At 64.5% G+C, this 14926-nt stretch carries 12 protein-coding genes; 9 read left to right on the plus strand and 3 right to left on the minus strand.

The genetic code is table 11. The annotated features are described in order from the left end of the window. Nucleotides 1-76: 76 nt before the first annotated feature. Nucleotides 77-2050 (minus strand): hydantoinase B/oxoprolinase family protein, encoded by a 1974-nt coding sequence (locus ACSBQT_RS02545; protein WP_410709566.1) that lies wholly within the window; start codon nt 2048-2050, stop codon nt 77-79. Between the two features lie 10 nt (nt 2051-2060). Continuing rightward, on the minus strand, nt 2061-4145 hold the full coding sequence (locus ACSBQT_RS02550) for a hydantoinase/oxoprolinase family protein (RefSeq protein ID WP_410709567.1): 2085 nt from the start codon (nt 4143-4145) through the stop codon (nt 2061-2063). 164 nt (nt 4146-4309) lie between these two features. On the opposite strand from ACSBQT_RS02550, the gene ACSBQT_RS02555 reads away from it, so the two are divergent. The 6 genes from ACSBQT_RS02555 to ACSBQT_RS02580 all read left to right on the plus strand — a co-directional run bounded on the left by ACSBQT_RS02555 (nt 4310) and on the right by ACSBQT_RS02580 (nt 10645). Next, entirely contained in the window at nt 4310-5521 is a 1212-nt protein-coding gene (locus tag ACSBQT_RS02555) for a PucR family transcriptional regulator (protein WP_435000791.1), read from the plus strand. A gap of 9 nt (nt 5522-5530) precedes the next feature. Beyond that, complete coding sequence (locus tag ACSBQT_RS02560) at nt 5531-7870, plus strand: MMPL family transporter (RefSeq protein ID WP_435000792.1); 2340 nt, start codon at nt 5531-5533, stop codon at nt 7868-7870. Nucleotides 7871-8168: 298 nt separating this feature from the next. Then, entirely contained in the window at nt 8169-8603 is a 435-nt protein-coding gene (locus ACSBQT_RS02565; protein WP_435000847.1) for a MarR family winged helix-turn-helix transcriptional regulator, read from the plus strand. 73 nt (nt 8604-8676) lie between these two features. Next, nucleotides 8677-9732, plus strand: a complete 1056-nt coding sequence (locus ACSBQT_RS02570; RefSeq protein ID WP_410709570.1) for a pirin family protein — start codon at nt 8677-8679, stop codon at nt 9730-9732. Between the two features lie 59 nt (nt 9733-9791). Further along, a complete protein-coding gene (locus tag ACSBQT_RS02575) occupies nt 9792-10166 on the plus strand; it encodes a GNAT family N-acetyltransferase (protein ID WP_410709571.1) in 375 nt (124 codons plus the stop codon). Nucleotides 10167-10174: 8 nt separating this feature from the next. Continuing rightward, nucleotides 10175-10645: a carboxymuconolactone decarboxylase family protein gene (locus ACSBQT_RS02580; protein WP_410709572.1), complete on the plus strand. Its 471-nt coding sequence runs from the start codon at nt 10175-10177 to the stop codon at nt 10643-10645. 72 nt (nt 10646-10717) lie between these two features. Here the strand turns inward: ACSBQT_RS02580 and arr are convergent, their stop codons facing one another. Then, the gene (arr, locus tag ACSBQT_RS02585) at nt 10718-11128 is read right to left on the minus strand and encodes an NAD(+)--rifampin ADP-ribosyltransferase (protein ID WP_410709573.1); all 411 of its coding nucleotides are present in this window, start codon (nt 11126-11128) and stop codon (nt 10718-10720) included. Nucleotides 11129-11344: 216 nt separating this feature from the next. Between arr and ACSBQT_RS02590 the strand changes: the two genes are divergently transcribed. The 3 genes from ACSBQT_RS02590 (at nt 11345) to ACSBQT_RS02600 (ending at nt 14898) form a co-directional block, all read left to right on the plus strand. Next, nucleotides 11345-12652 (plus strand): Nramp family divalent metal transporter, encoded by a 1308-nt coding sequence (locus tag ACSBQT_RS02590; protein WP_410709574.1) that lies wholly within the window; start codon nt 11345-11347, stop codon nt 12650-12652. Between the two features lie 94 nt (nt 12653-12746). Further along, nucleotides 12747-13706, plus strand: a complete 960-nt coding sequence (locus tag ACSBQT_RS02595) for an alpha/beta hydrolase (RefSeq protein WP_410709575.1) — start codon at nt 12747-12749, stop codon at nt 13704-13706. A 10-nt stretch (nt 13707-13716) separates the two neighbouring features. Then, nucleotides 13717-14898 carry a serine hydrolase domain-containing protein gene (locus ACSBQT_RS02600; RefSeq protein WP_435000793.1) on the plus strand — a complete coding sequence of 394 codons (1182 nt, stop codon included), beginning with the start codon at nt 13717-13719 and terminating at the stop codon, nt 14896-14898. The last annotated feature ends 28 nt before the right edge of the window (nt 14899-14926 follow it).

Raw genomic sequence — 14926 nt, forward strand, 5'->3', positions numbered from 1 at the left:
GCGAATCATGTCGACCTACGAAAGAACGCCCCGCGATTCTGTTTCGAATCGGGGACGCTCTTTCAGTTGGAGGTGCTCAGCTCCAGTGCGAAGCGGATCGAGTCCGCATACTGTCGCGGAACTGTCCCGTTGACTTCTCCAACAGCTCTCCGGTGCCCCAATCGAGCACGACGCCGTATTGGCGGATGACGTCGTGGACGGTGATCTCATTAGCGCGGTAACGGCGGGCCACCTCGGCGGGGTCGGCTTCCAGCCAGGACGCACGTTCGGAGCGGATCCGTTCCCGCTCCGTCGCTGTCGCGGTCTCATCGATCTCGTACTCATCGAGTTCGGCATCGATCTCACGGATGACGACGCCGTAGTCTTTCGCCGCTCGATCGATGGAGACATAGCCGTCGATGACGTCCTCGAGCACCTCGGCAGTCGGCCGATCCAGCGGGTCACCGAAGCCACCACCTCCGGCGCTTGGTCGTTCGAACGTGTCACCGGGGCTGATGGCTACATTTGAGAACGTGGCACCCAAGTAGCGCGGGTTCTCTGACGAAGGATTGAGCCAGACTCCATGGGGGATCGACGGCAGTCCGCCATTGATGCCCCACGTCGTCGACCGCCCGCGGTCGCAGCAGTAGCTCATCACTGCACCGGTCGCATCGGTGAGGATGCCGCCCTTATTCACGCCGCAACCACCGCGGAACCTGCCGGGACCTCCGGAATCGATGTTGATCGAGTGCTGAGTGGTGACAACGGGAGTCAGTCGCTCTTGACCTTCAACTGGTTGGACCGCAAGCCCAGTACCGAAGACCGGAGACGTCGCGGAGGAGCCGTCCTTCGTCGACCGGCCGCCCCAGCCGCCTGCCATCCAGTCGTACCACATGAAGTACGGGCTCGATTCGGTCCTGGCATCATGCCCACCGACGAGCAGATACTCGAGGTTGAATGCACACGCCATCGCGCGTTCGGGCATGATGTGGGACCACAGTTCGAAGATCGCGTTCATGACCTTCTCGTACGGGCCCGAACAGAACCCGGTCACGGCATGCGGCCAGCCAGCGTTGACGACGGTGCCCTCCTCACCGATCTCTGCGGTCACCGCCTGGTAGAACCCGGAGTTGAGCGGAACCTCGGGGAAGAACGTCTTCGTTCCCGCGTAGATCGCAGAGAAAGTCGTCCCGTAGCCGGAGTTGAGGAACGTTGAGACCGCCTCAGCGGATCCCGTGAGGTCATAGTGGATACCTGTCCCGTCGAGCGTGAGCTTCACCCGGATCGGAGCCAGCCCCTCGCCCTTAGCCGGATCGCCGTCGAGAAAGTCGACTGTCTCCCACTCGCCCTTCGGCAGATCGCCGAGGCTGGCGAGCACGGTGCGGCAGACATAGTCCTGCGTCTCCTGCATCGCATCGAGGACCGTGTCCTTCGAATATTTGTCGACGAGGCGGAGCACTTCGCGTTCGCATACAGCTGTGGCCTCGGCTTGGGCGTTGAGATCGCCGAGGGCCTGATCGGGAGCGCGCGTATTCGACACGAGCAGCTGAGCCACATCGTGGAGGAACCGGCCCTTGTGCCAGACCCGAAGCGGGGTGATACGCAGACCCTCACCGAAGTGCTCACTGGCAGAGACATCGAACGAGCCCGGGACGGACCCACCGATATCGGCCCAGTGTCCTTTGTTCTGCGCGAAGCCGATGATTTCGTCATCAGCGAAGATCGGGCGAATGAAGCTGACGTCGTTGAAGTGGGTACCGCCTCGATAGGGGTCGTTGATGAGGAAGACGTCACCAGGGTTGATGTCGTCGCCGAACTCCTCCATGACGGCCTTGCACTGAAAATGCAGGGTGCCGACGTGGACGGCGATGTCTGCACTTCCTTGCATGACAGTGTTGCCGTCGCGGTCGCAAAGTGCCGACGAGAAGTCACGTGAATAGATGACGAACGAATAGCAGGTCCGCAGGATCTGTTCGCTCATGAGGTCGACGCTGGTCGCGAATGCGTTCTTGAGTACTTCGAATGTCACCGGGTCGAGCGTGGACGTCGACTGTTCCGTTGTTGTGGTCATGGGTCTCTCCTCACAGGCCGTTCTGTGTTGAATTGTTCGCAGCTGACAGCGCGGGCTCTGCAGTCTCTGCCGTCAGCGCGATGCGGATGTTGAACCACTCGTCGATCACGGCGGACGAGTTCGGCGGGATGACGGTGGTCGAGTCAATCTGGTTGAGGATCGCCGGTCCGATGAACGCAGCTCCCGAGGGCAAGTTCTCCCGCTGGTAGACCGGCGTCGAATGCCACTGACCGTCGAAATAGACGTCGCGGACCTCGAGCGGCTCACCGGGATCTTTGCTGCTGACAGGGGTCGGTTTGAAGGTCGGCTTCGGCGTCTTCCCGAGTGCCTTGAGGTGGAGTTGGTAGATCTCGACCGGGGTGTCATCCTGCCGGAACGCGTACTGCTTCTCGTGTTCCTCGTGGAAGAGTTGGACGGCCTCCCGCAGTGCGTTCGGGCCGGAGCCCATCTTCACCTGCAGCGACCGCCACTGGCCGTGGTAACGCATCGAGATGCCACGTTCGAAGACCGAGTCTTCCTCGGCGACTTTCTCATGCCGCAGTCGATCACGACCTTCGAGTTCAAGTTCGCGGAAGTGCTGTTCGACCGTTTCTGCGTCTGCGGAGTCCGCGACACCGGTGAACATCTGCGACAGGTCGTGCTGGATGTCGACGAGGAGGCACCCCAGCGCCGAGGTGACTCCCGGGCTGGGCGGAACGATGACAGAGGGGATGTTGAGTTCGCGAGCGACGTCCGCCCCGTGCAGTGCACCGGCTCCGCCGAAGGCGATGAGTGCGAAGTCCCGGGGGTCGAGCCCGCGACGGATGGACACGAGGCGGACCGCATCTGCCATGTTCGCGTTGGCCACCTGGGCGATGGATTCGGCCGCGGAGTCGACATCGAGGCCGAGCGGATCGGCGATCTTCTCCTTGATCGCTGCCCGTGCGCTCTCCCGGTCCAGCGTCATCTCGCCGTCGGCGAGGTCGGTGCCCAGACGATTGAGGGCGAGGTTCGCATCGGTGTTCGTCGGCTGATCGCCGCCGCGGCGATAGCAGACCGGACCGGGAGCGGCACCGGCCGACTGCGGCCCGTTGCGCAGGGAGCCGGCGATGTCGATGTGGGCCAAAGAGCCGCCGCCGGCGCCGATGGTGAGTACTTCGATGCTCGGGAAGACGATGGGGTGGCCGTATTCGACTTCCCATTCGTTCGTCTCCCGCAGTTCGCTGTCGGCGATGAGTGAGATGTCCGTCGAAGTGCCGCCCATGTCGAGTCCGACGGCATTGGCATGACCGCACTGCTCGGCCACGTGCTGAGCGGCGATCGCGCCGGCGGCGATTCCTGAGGCCGCGAGTCGCACCGGGAACCGCTTGACCATCTCCGAGGTCATCGATCCACCACCCGAATGGAGGAGAAGGAGTTCTCCGGCATAGCCGTCCTCGGTCAGGTTGGAGTCGAGCTGTTCGACGTAGCCGGATACCAACGGACCAAGAACGGCATTGGCGACAGTCGTGTTGAACCGGTTGTGTTCGAAGATCTCCGGCAGCACCTCGGCCGAGGTGGAGATGCTGGCTCCGGGGAGCTCCTCGGAGAGGATCTCGCGCATCCGGATCTCGTTCGCGGCGTTCGCATAGGAGTTGACGAAGCAGACGGCCACGGTGTCGGCACCGCGCTTCTTCAGCAGGCGGCCGAGCTTCCTGGCCTCGTCTTCGTCGAGCTCGGTGACGATGTTGCCCGCGTAGTCGATGCGTTCCGTGACCTCAAAACGGTCACGGCGACGAATATAGGGGCCGGATACATCGGAATAGGCGTCCCACAGATCGTCCTTCGTACCATCGCGGATCTCAATGACATCGCGGAAGCCCTTGGTCGTCACCATCGCTGATTTGGGAAATCTGCGAGTGATGAGCGCATTGGTGGCAACTGTCGTGCCATGTGAGAAGAGCTCGACCTGGCTGAGGTCGATGTTCGCCCGCTTCACTCCGTTGAGGACAGCCTCCATGGGGTTGTCCGGGGTGGACGGGACTTTCGTCACCCGCATTGTCTGGGTGGATTCGTCGAATACACAGATGTCGGTGAACGTTCCGCCGACGTCAACTGCGACGCGTAGATCTGCCACGGTCATCTCCTTTGATTGTGGTTTCCCTCATAGCCTGGCCTTCGATGATCGGGCCGGTCAATGGAGCAGACGAAGGAAAAGACGGCTAGATTTGTAAGAATCACAAAGCCGTGCCGACGGCGCGGAATGATGCAGCAGGCGAGTGGGAGCAGAGGTGAAATTCGATGGATTCGAGCCGAGACGCCCTGGCACGAGAGCGGATCTTCGATGAACTTTTGAGCGCGATGAATTCTGCAGATCCGCTTGAATCGGCGCTCTCCCGGGTAGCGCGGATGAGTCGGGGCGCAGGTCTCGTCATCAACGAACTCGGCGAAGTCGTCAGGTCCGTCGGTTCCGCCCCGGTCCACCTCATCGCCCGGTGGACTCAGGAGGAGGTCGTCGGTCCGGCGACACCAGCGGGCTGGGCCGAGTCGACGTCCGGTGCGATCGGCCGCTGGAAGGTGCACGCTCGGACAGTGCGACTACGCAGTCGCGCCCATGTCATCGTCTTCGCCGTCCACGCCGATGACGAAGAGGCCGGTACTGCCGGCAGCGAGCGCAGAAGTGGAACTGGGGAGGGCAGAGCTGGCAGCGGCACGGGCACCACCCACCCTTCCGCTGAGGTGATCCTCGATGTTCTGTCCAAACTTCTGCGCGCCTTCGAGGGATTCGAGTCCTTTTCGATCAGCAATCGACGGGAGGAATCGTCGCGGGTTCTGCGCGACTTGGAGGCCGGTGTCTCTCCCGGTCGCGAACCGGCGCTCTGGCGGGTCCTCGAGACCTTCGGCTTTGCGGCCTACGAGCCGATTCGCGCCCTGCGCCTCCGCATCGACGCCTCCGACTCGGGGCATGGGAAACCGACCCCGAACCCGGGGCGCGGCCTGGTCATCAAGGATTCCGGGCACGTCAGTTCGATGGTCGAACGGACCGCGCTGTGTACAGCAGACTTCGATATCGAGGGTAGCCTCGACGATTTCGGCCTCATCGGAGTCGGGGTCTCCGGACTCTTCACGGCACTCAGTCAGGTACCGGAGATGCTGCAGACGGCGGACGTGGCGCTTGCCTCGGCGGGGGAGTCGAGGTTCGCTTTCGTCGATCGCATGCGCCCGATCGAATGGGCGGCGGCCCGCATGAGTTCACGATTCGACCGCCGCCTCGTCGCTGCTTTCCTCAACCCGATAATCGCCAAGCCCGAATCTTCCACCACACTGCGCACCTACGTGGAAAGCGGCGGCAACATTTCTGAGGCTGCAGGTCGGCTGCATGTGCACGAGAACACTGTGCGTTATCGAATCGGGCAGATCGAGAAGGTATTGGGCGCACGCCTCACCGATCCACGGACCGCGGCGGAGATCGTCCTCGCTCTGCAATGCCTCGATACGGCCGAACACGCGTAAGCTGAGACCATGCCCCGTCACCTCCTGACCTCGACGCCGCCGAACCCCGACCCTCGCCGAGGGGGTCCCGCCGGTGACGACGTAAACGGCGCCGACACAGCTGCCGCGCCCAAACAGCACCCCAAGGGTCCCGTCCGCGGTCGTGGGGCACTGCTCGCACTCTTCGCCGTCCTCCTCGTCGCCTGGGTCGGCATCTCCGGTGTCGGAGGTCCGTACTTCGGCAAGATCTCCGAGGTCGCCACGAACGACCGCTCATCGTTCCTCCCCGAGTCCGCCGAATCGACCCGAGCACAGGAGATCATCGACCGCTTCAGTGACGCCGACTATGTCCCCGCCATCGTCGTTCTCGAGAACACGGACGGCCTCACCGACGACGACTCCGTGGCCCTCGACGACGTGGCGAAGGAACTCGACGACGACGGTCTGCTTGCCGCCGACGCCTCACCGGTCATCCCCTCGGACGACGGCGACGCCCTCCAACTCATCCTCCCCGTCTCCTCCGACACCACCGCCGATGACGTCGAGAAGATCAGAGACGTCATCGCCAACACCTTCCCGACCGCGAATGCCGCCGATGCGACGCCGGATGAGTCCGGCAACGTCGCCACCCCGGCCACGGTTGCCGATGTCTACGTCACCGGCCCCGCCGGGTTCGCCGCCGACCTCACCGAGGCCTTCGCCGGCATCGACGGGATCCTCCTGCTCGTCGCCCTCATAGCAGTCTTCGTCATCCTCGTCATCGTCTACCGCTCTCCGCTGCTGCCGGTCATCGTCCTCTTCACCTCGGTCGCGGCGCTGTCCGCGTCGATCTTCGTCATCTGGCATCTCGCCGACGCCGGGATCCTGCTCATCAACGGCCAGGTCCAGGGCATCCTCTTCATCCTCGTCGTCGGCGCCACCACGGACTATTCCCTCCTCGTCGTGGCCCGGTTCCGCGATGCCCTGCAGGCCGAGCCGGATCGTGTTCGGGCCGGGCTCGCTGCGCTCAAGGGCGTGGCCGAACCGATCGCGGCCTCCGGAGGCACCGTCATCGCCGGCCTCCTGGTCCTCCTGCTCACCGACCTCGCGTCGACGCGCGCCCTCGGCCCGGTCGCGGCCATCGGGATCGTCGTTGCCATGCTCGCGGCGCTGACCTTCCTGCCTGCCGCGCTCGTCATCATCGGTCGTGCCGTGTTCTGGCCGTTCCGACCCCAGGTGGCGACCGCCGAGGTGGGGCTCCGTAAGAAGGGAATGTGGGCCCGGATCGCGGGTGGGATCGCCGCGCGACCGCGCCTGATCTGGATCGGACTCGTCATCCTGCTGGCTCTGCCGCTCATCGCGGTGCCGCAGTTCAAGGCCTCCGGGGTCGCGCAGAGCGAGTTCGTGCTCGGCGAATCCGAGGCTCGTGACGGCCAGGACGTCCTGGCCGAGCATTTCCCAGGTGGGTCCGGAACTCCGACCCAGGTCGTGCTCGATGCGAACGAACTGAGCACTGCCGCCGAGGCGGTCGGCCGCCTCGGCGGGGTCGGTTCGATGACCGTGGCCGCTGAGGATTCCCCGAGCGGAACCATCGGGATCGACGAGGACGGAAAGCTCCAGCCCCCGCAGGGTGGCCCGGGCAGCGGCGCACCGGATGCTGCCGGCGGCTCGGCGGCGATCGATCCCACCGAGGTCGACGGTCAGGTCCTCCTCGAAGTCACCCTCTCCGATGCGGCGGACTCCCTGGCTGCCGAGACGACGGTGACGGAGATCCGCGAGGCCGTCCACGACGTCGACCCCGATGCACTGGTGGGCGGGCAGACCGCGGTCGACCTCGACACGAACAACACCGCCGAGGCGGACCGGACCCTGGCGATCCCGATCATCCTGGTTGTCATCACGGTCATCCTCATCCTGCTGTTGCGGTCCCTGTTCGCGCCGCTGCTGCTCGTGGTCCTGACCGTGCTGTCCTTCGGCACCGCGCTGGGAGTCTCGGCGCTCGTGTTCAACCACCTCATCGGATTCCCGGGCGCCGATCCCTCGGTGCCGCTCTACGCCTTCGTCTTCCTCGTCGCGCTCGGCATCGACTACAACATCTTCCTCATGTCCAGGGTGCGCGAGGAGTCGCTCAAGGTGGGCACAAGGGCAGGCGTGCTCAAGGGGCTCGTGGCGACGGGTGGGGTGATCACCTCGGCGGGCGTGGTGCTTGCGGCGACCTTCGCGGCACTCGGGGTCATCCCGATCATGTTCCTCGTCCAGCTCGCCTTCATCGTCACTTTCGGCGTGCTGCTCGACGCCATCCTCGTGCGCTCGCTCGTCGTCCCGGCGCTCGTCTACGACATCGGACGCGGAGTGTGGTGGCCGTGGCGGAAGCGGATCCCGCAAGACTGAGCCGGGCGGGGATCGGGCGAGCCGCCTCGGCGAGGTCGAACCGATGATGAAGGGCCGACGGCGGCAACACGATACCCCCGGAGTGAGACCGGAGTCCGGGCGACTCTGCTCAATCTCTCCAGCCGGGGGTACGTTGGGGATGTGCCGGGTACTGACGCCGAGGGGTGGTCGACGGGCCCCGAATCTGGGGCCAGTAATATCATTGAACTACTATTCTGTTGACTATGCAACAAAAGTGTGGCATGACACATCGACGAGCGGGGGCGGACCGATGGACAAGACGACTCCTGTGAGCAGCATGATCAGGCAGAACGGCCCAATCAAGATCGCGGCCTGGCGTCTGATGATGGAGAAGTATCAGGACTTCTATACGAGGTTCGTACACGAGTTCCGGACACGGCACGGGCTGACCGTGAACGAGTTCGACGTGCTCATCAACGCCCGACCCGAGGCCCAGGTGCGCCATCGAGACCTGCTGCGCAGCCTCGTGATCAGCCGCAGCGCGCTCAGTCGATTGCTCGGCAAGCTCGAGGATCGTGGCTTGGTCACGCAAGAGCCCGACCCGGAGGATCAGCGCGGGGTGCTCGTCGCCCTGACCGAGGAAGGACTACGGCTCTGCGACGAGGCGGCCGCGACGAATGCGGAGATCATCTTCGCCAGTTTCGCCGGGCTCACGGATGCCGAGGCCGACGTGATCTTCGAGCTCGTCTCGAAGATCTGCCCGGTCGAGTAGGGGAGCGGGCGAGCGGCATTCGCGCGGAACTGTCCCCCTCCCCGCCCGCCGCGAAGAGGGCTACGATGTGGCCATGAGCAACGTCGAGACCCGCCCCGATCAAGTGGTCTGCAAGGCTGGGGGACTGCCCGGGCCGGCCTGCGACCAGCAGGGACGTTCCCCAGTCGAGATCATCACCTCCCGCGACGTGCCGCTGGGTGGGCCCCGAGCGATGACCGTGCGGCGGACCCTGCCGCAGCGTCAACGTTCCCTCATCGGCCCGTGGTGCTTCGTCGACCACTACGGACCCGCCGATGTCTCGGTCACCGGCGGCATGGACGTCGCCCCGCACCCGCACACCGGACTGCAGACCGTGAGCTGGCTGTTCGAAGGCGCCATCCAGCACATCGACTCCGGCGGCAACGCGGGCCTCGTGATGCCCGGCGAGGTCAACCTCATGACCGCCGGCGCCGGCATCTGCCACTCCGAGGTCTCGACCGAGGAGACCACGACCCTCCACGGCGTCCAGCTGTGGCTTGCCCTGCCCGAGGCCACCCGCCACCAGCCCGAACGCGAATTCGAGCACTTCGAACCCGCCCCTGTCTCCTTCGCCGGCGGAGAGATGCTCGTCTTCCTCGGCCGCCTCGGCGAAGGTTCCTCACCGGTGCACACGCACACCCCGCTGGTCGGCGTCGAGATACGCCTCGATCCGGGCGCAACCGTCGACCTGCCCGTCGATCCGCGGTTCGAGCACGGCCTCCTCGTCGATTCGGGCGATATCGCCCTGGAGAACGTCGATCTGCCGGTCGCGTCGATCGGCTATACGGGCATCGGCGTCGACGAACTGCGCATCGCCAACCACGGCGAGGATCCCGGCCGGGTCATCCTCCTCGGCGGCGAACCGTTCCCCGAAGAGATCGTCATGTGGTGGAATTTTGTCGGCCGCACCCACGATGAGATCGCCCGGTACCGCGAGGAATGGCAGGCCGAAGGTGACCGCTTCGGCGCCGTCGACGGCTACGTCGGCAAGGGCGGGCCCGGTCAGAACGCCGACGGCATGGGAAGGCTCCCCGCGCCGAGGCTGCCCGACGTCACGATCAGACCGCGGAAGAATCCGCCGCCCCAGGTCCAAGGTGGACCCGCGGAATAGAGCCGTGCCGAATTCCGCTCCACCCAGTACCAGCAGAGCACGACGAAAGGGTTATCGCCATGGTGAAGACATTCGAGGACAAGACCGGCGCCGAGGTGACCGTGTCGATCAACGAGGCCACCCGGTCCTATGACATCGCCGTCGCCGACGGCACCGTCGCCGGCCACGCGTATTTTCTGCCCGGTCCCGACCCGGAGACCGAACGCATCTTCCACCACACCGTCGTCGACGAGCAGTTCGGCGGTCGCGGACTGTCGAAGTTCCTCGTCGCCGAAGCGCTCGATGATTCCCGTGAGCGTGGTGTGACCGTCGTGCCCGTCTGCCCGCTCTTCGTCAAGAAGCTGCAGGAGACCGGTGATGACTACGCGGCACAGGGCGGAAAGTACCGCAATGCGACGGGTGCCGACATCGACATCGTCAAGCGACAGGCGTGAGTGACGGCATGAGCAACGCGAGTCGACCATTCATCGACAAGATCCACCCCGAGAACTACAAGGCGATGGCCCAGGCGGCCGCGGCATCGCGGAAGGCCTCGCGTGCCGCAGGACTCGATGACGGGCTCATCGAGCTCGTGAACACACGGGTCTCGCAGATCAACGGTTGCCGCACCTGCCTGAGCATCCATGCTCCGGCCGCACGGAATGCCGGAGTCTCTCAGCTCAAGCTCGATGTGCTGCCGAGCTGGCACGAGGCCGAGATCTTCACTGATCAGGAGTTCGCGGCCCTGACCCTGGCCGAGTCGCTGACCGTGCTGGACAAGATGGAGGATCGCGATGCGATCGCCGCGGACGCGGCCCAGCATCTGACAACCGAGCAGATCTCGGCGATCGAGTGGTCGATCATCCTCATCAACGCGTTCAACCGCATCTCGATCGCCAGCGACCACCCGGTGTTCGGAGCTCAGCAGGACTGAGTTTTTGCGGGCTCTCAGAAGGAAGCATCGTGTCGTTGCAGCCGGACGCTTTGTGTTTTTGGCAGCCGCGACTCAGTTGATGATCTCGGCGCTGTCGTCGTCGAGAAGGGCCGCGAGTTTGTCCCGCCATGTCTGCAGCTCCTCAGGGGTCATACGCGGCCAGCCGTCGACCTCGCGAATCACCCTGAGCGGTTCGGCGCTTCTGTAGGACCGGGTGGGATTGCCCGGGAACTTCTTGTCGGTGACGTTGGGATCGTCCTCGAAGTCACCGGTGGGCTCGACCTCGTAGACATGCGGCGTTCCGTCGAGGGCGGCGACCTGGGCGGCGAGCCCTGCCCCGTCGATGATCGCCGTGAAATAGATGTGGTTCATGACCACCTCGGGGCGGTAATTCGATGCATACCCCGCGGTGAGCAGATCGCCCGGACTCAGTTTCGCTTTGGTGCCGTGGAAGAACGGCCCGTCATCAAGCAGCTCAGACATGCCTCGAATATACGCGCGCAAGCTGCGGATCGGTCCCAGAACTGGCGACTAGAATGGACTACAACGAGCACAGAAGCGTGGACCAACAGTATTCCACGAGCTGAGACTTCTGTCCCGAAATGCGGCAACCTCGGCCATACTCTCCTGAGCGAACGATGCCCGTGCGAACGATTCCGGCGGCGTCGACGAACCCACGTGAAGGAGCCCACCCCGCCAATGTCCGCCGAAACGACATCGCAGACGAAGAACGCCGCCTCGGCGCCGACATCATGGGCTGGACGCCTCCGCCTCATCGGTCCGGGGATCGTGTTGGCGCTGGCCAGCGTCGGTGCCTCCGACATGATCACGACGATGAACTCCGGGGCCGAGTACGGTCTCGCGCTCATCTGGGTCTTCACGGTGGGCATCGTGCTCAAGTTCGTGCTCTCCGAGGCGGTCTCCCGGCTGCAGATGAGCGGGGACCGGTCGTTGCTGTCCCACCTCACCGGCTTCGGCGGGCGGACCTTCCCGGTGCTCTTCCTCATCGCCGAACTGCTCGTCGGGCTCTTCTTCGGCGCCGGCGTCGTTGCGGTGACGACGAACATCCTGCAGGCGATCTTCCCCGTCCTGCCGTTCTGGCCGACGGCCGTCGTCGTGCTGCTCTCGGCCTCGGTGCTGGTGGGCATCGGCCGCTACGGTCTCGTCGAAAAGGCGATGATGGGCTTCGGGATCATCATGTTCTTCGGCATCATCGCGCTCGCAATCTCCGTCTTCCAAGGTGACGGCGCCCAACAGGTCGCCGCCGAGACCGTGGTCCCGACGTTCCCGAACACGTCCATCATCACGGTCATGTCGCTCATCGGCGGCGTCGGCGGGGCGACCGGCATCCTCGCGTACTCGTTCTGGATCCGGGAGAAGTCCTGGCGGAGTCCGGACTGGAAACCCGTCGTCCGCCTCGACCTCGTCATCAGCTACGGCCTCGTCTTCGTCTTCGCCGTGGCGATGAGTGCGGTCGGGGCCTTCATCCTCTACGGCCAGGGCTTCACGATCGCGGACAACGACTCACTGTTCGCGATCGCCGACAGTCTAGTCAGCCGCATCGGTGACGTCGGACGAATGGTCTTCCTCATCAGCTTCCTCGCCGTGGTGTACACGAGCGTGCTCGGCGGATTCTCCGGCATCGCCTACGTCACCGCCGACTGCCTGCGAGTGCTCAGGCGTTACCCGCACCAGGACGAGGCGCGCTTCGACATGTCGGCGAAGTCGGTCGAGTTCCGCGGCGCGCTCGTCTACCTGTCGGTGGCGACGCTGGTGATCATGGGGCTCGGCAAGCCCGTCACCCTCGTGCTCGTCTACGCTGCGATCAGCGCGTTCATCCTGCCGGTGCTCGCGCTCGCCCTGCTCGTCATCCTCAACCGCGGATCCGTGCCGACCGGTCTGCGCAACACGTGGTGGTCGAATCTGCTGCTCACCGTGTGCCTGGCACTCTTCGGATTCTTGGCGATCCTCCAGGTCAAGGAGTCGGTGATGGGGTTCATCGGGTGAAGTGACGCGCACCCGACAACTGTCGGGTGATTGCCCGAAAAGCACGATGGTCTGGCGGTAGTGCCACGGTGCCGGGGTCGGCATACTTGGTGACATGACACAACGACGGTCACGATTCGACGCGGAGCTTGCCGCGAGTCTGTCCGTCATCGGCGGGGTCTTTCCGCCGACCATCACTCCTTCGCTCATCGACTTCATGCGAGTCTCGTACGCCTCGGAGCCGCTGGCGGAGACTCTCAGCGGCCGTCGGGTCGAACATTCCGAATATCAGGTGCCGGGCCACCTCGGCGAGGACATCACCATCTCCGTCTTCAGACGATCCGGGGACACCGGACGACGACCGACGATCGTTTACGCCCACTCCGGCGGGCTGATGTTCGGCGATCGCTTCAGCGCGCTCGGCCTCAACCTCGACTGGGTCGAGAAGATCGGTGCGATCCTCATCTGCCCCGAATACCGCCTGGCGCCCGAGTTCCAAGACCCCTATGCGCGTGAGGACATGTACGCCGCGCTCCTGTGGACGGCAGAGAACGCCGACACCCTCGGCGTCGACCGCGCCCGACTCATCGTCGCCGGAGCCAGCTCCGGAGGGGGACTGGCCGCCGGAATGGCGCTGGCGGCCCGGGACCGGCGCGGACCGAAGCTCAAGGGCCAACTGCTCATCTACCCGATGCTCGACGACCGAGGCATCACACCGTCGACCCATCAGTTCGACGGCATCGGCGTCTGGGATCGGGTGAGCAACGAAACCGGATGGCAGGCGATGCTCGGCGATGACTACCGCACCGAGGCGGTTTCGCCCTACATCGCACCATCGCGTGCCAACGACCTCACCGATCTGCCGCCCGCGTACATCGACGTGGGTTCGGCCGAGATCTTCCGGGACGAAGCCGTCGCCTACGCCTCGGCCCTCTGGAACGACGGCAGCGAAGCGGAGCTGCACGTGTGGCCCGGAGGCTTCCACGCCTTCGACATCTTCGCCGCCCATACACACCTTGCGCAAGGAATGATCAGCACCCGAATGGCCTGGATCGAGAAGCTCCTGGCCGACTGAAAGGAACATCATGTCTGAGAACACAGCTGTCAACGACGCAGTTGTCCGCGTGGCCACGAAGACCGTCGACAGCGGCGGCGTCCCAGGCGTCGTCGCCGGAGTGACCACCGACAAGGAGACCATCAGTCTCACTGCTGCAGGAGTCCGCTCCCTCGACGATCCGCAGCCGATGACCACGGACTCCGTGTTCATGATCTTCTCCACGACGAAGGCCCTGACCGGCACCGTGGCACTGCAGCTGGTGGAGTCGGGAGAGCTCGACCTCGACGCCCCGGCGAAGGACTATGCCCCAGGACTGGCCGACGTGCAGGTCATCGACGGTTTCGACGACGGCGGAGAACCGATCCTCCGGGCACCCGCCAGCGAACCGACCACCAAACAGCTGCTGCTGCACACCGCCGGCTTCGGCTACGACTTCTTCAACGAGAAGTACGAACGACTCGCCCGCGAACACGGCCAGCCGAGCATCGTCACCGCCACCAGGAAGGCATTGGAGACTCCGCTGCTGTTCGATCCCGGCACCCAGTGGGAGTACGGGTCGAACATGGATTGGGCCGGCCAGGTCATCGAAGGCATCACCGGAAAGACTCTGGGTGAGGCGATGCGCACCCGAGTCCTCGAACCGCTGGGCATGGACGACAGCACCTTCCGTCCGACCGCGTCGATGCAGGAGCGGCAGGCCACGATGCACCAGCGCACCGACGGCGAACTCGCGGCGTCCGACTTCATGCTGCCCGATCCGGAGGTGGAGATGGGCGGCCACGGACTCTTCTCGACCGTCGATGACTACCTGAAGTTCATCAGGATGTGGCTCAACGACGGAGCAGCCGACGACGGAACCGTCGTCCTCCGCCCCGAAACGGTGGACATGGCCACGCAGAACCACCTCGGCGATCTTCGGGTGAAACTGCTGCCCGGAGTCATCCCGAGCTTGTCCAACGATGCGGAGTTCTTCCCCGGCATGCCGAAGACCTGGGGATACACGTTCATGATCAACGAGGAGGACGCCCCGACCGGACGCCCGGCCGGCGCAGCCGCATGGGCGGGTCTCGCCAACCTCTACTACTGGTTCGACCGACAGAACAAGATCGGCGGGTACTGGGCCACACAGATCTTCCCCTTCGCCGACCCCGAATCCGTCGGTGGGTATCTCGAGATGGAGACGGCAGTCTACGATGCTCTGAAAGGCTGATTCGCGACCGAGGCGAATCGCGACCGTC

The organism is Brevibacterium sp. H602, from assembly GCF_051172395.1.
GTDB lineage: Bacteria > Actinomycetota > Actinomycetes > Actinomycetales > Brevibacteriaceae > Brevibacterium.

Bases quoted from the DNA above. Each gene is read 5' to 3' on its own strand.
- ACSBQT_RS02545 (WP_410709566.1), bottom strand. From the start codon at position 2,050: ATGACCACAACAACGGAACAGTCGACGTCCACGCTCGACCCGGTGACA.
- ACSBQT_RS02555 (WP_435000791.1), top strand. From the start codon at position 4,310: ATGGATTCGAGCCGAGACGCCCTGGCACGAGAGCGGATCTTCGATGAA.
- ACSBQT_RS02560 (WP_435000792.1), top strand. From the start codon at position 5,531: ATGCCCCGTCACCTCCTGACCTCGACGCCGCCGAACCCCGACCCTCGC.
- ACSBQT_RS02565 (WP_435000847.1), top strand. From the start codon at position 8,169: ATGATCAGGCAGAACGGCCCAATCAAGATCGCGGCCTGGCGTCTGATG.
- ACSBQT_RS02570 (WP_410709570.1), top strand. From the start codon at position 8,677: ATGAGCAACGTCGAGACCCGCCCCGATCAAGTGGTCTGCAAGGCTGGG.
- ACSBQT_RS02575 (WP_410709571.1), top strand. From the start codon at position 9,792: ATGGTGAAGACATTCGAGGACAAGACCGGCGCCGAGGTGACCGTGTCG.
- ACSBQT_RS02580 (WP_410709572.1), top strand. From the start codon at position 10,175: ATGAGCAACGCGAGTCGACCATTCATCGACAAGATCCACCCCGAGAAC.
- arr (WP_410709573.1), bottom strand. From the start codon at position 11,128: ATGTCTGAGCTGCTTGATGACGGGCCGTTCTTCCACGGCACCAAAGCG.
- ACSBQT_RS02590 (WP_410709574.1), top strand. From the start codon at position 11,345: ATGTCCGCCGAAACGACATCGCAGACGAAGAACGCCGCCTCGGCGCCG.
- ACSBQT_RS02595 (WP_410709575.1), top strand. From the start codon at position 12,747: ATGACACAACGACGGTCACGATTCGACGCGGAGCTTGCCGCGAGTCTG.
- ACSBQT_RS02600 (WP_435000793.1), top strand. From the start codon at position 13,717: ATGTCTGAGAACACAGCTGTCAACGACGCAGTTGTCCGCGTGGCCACG.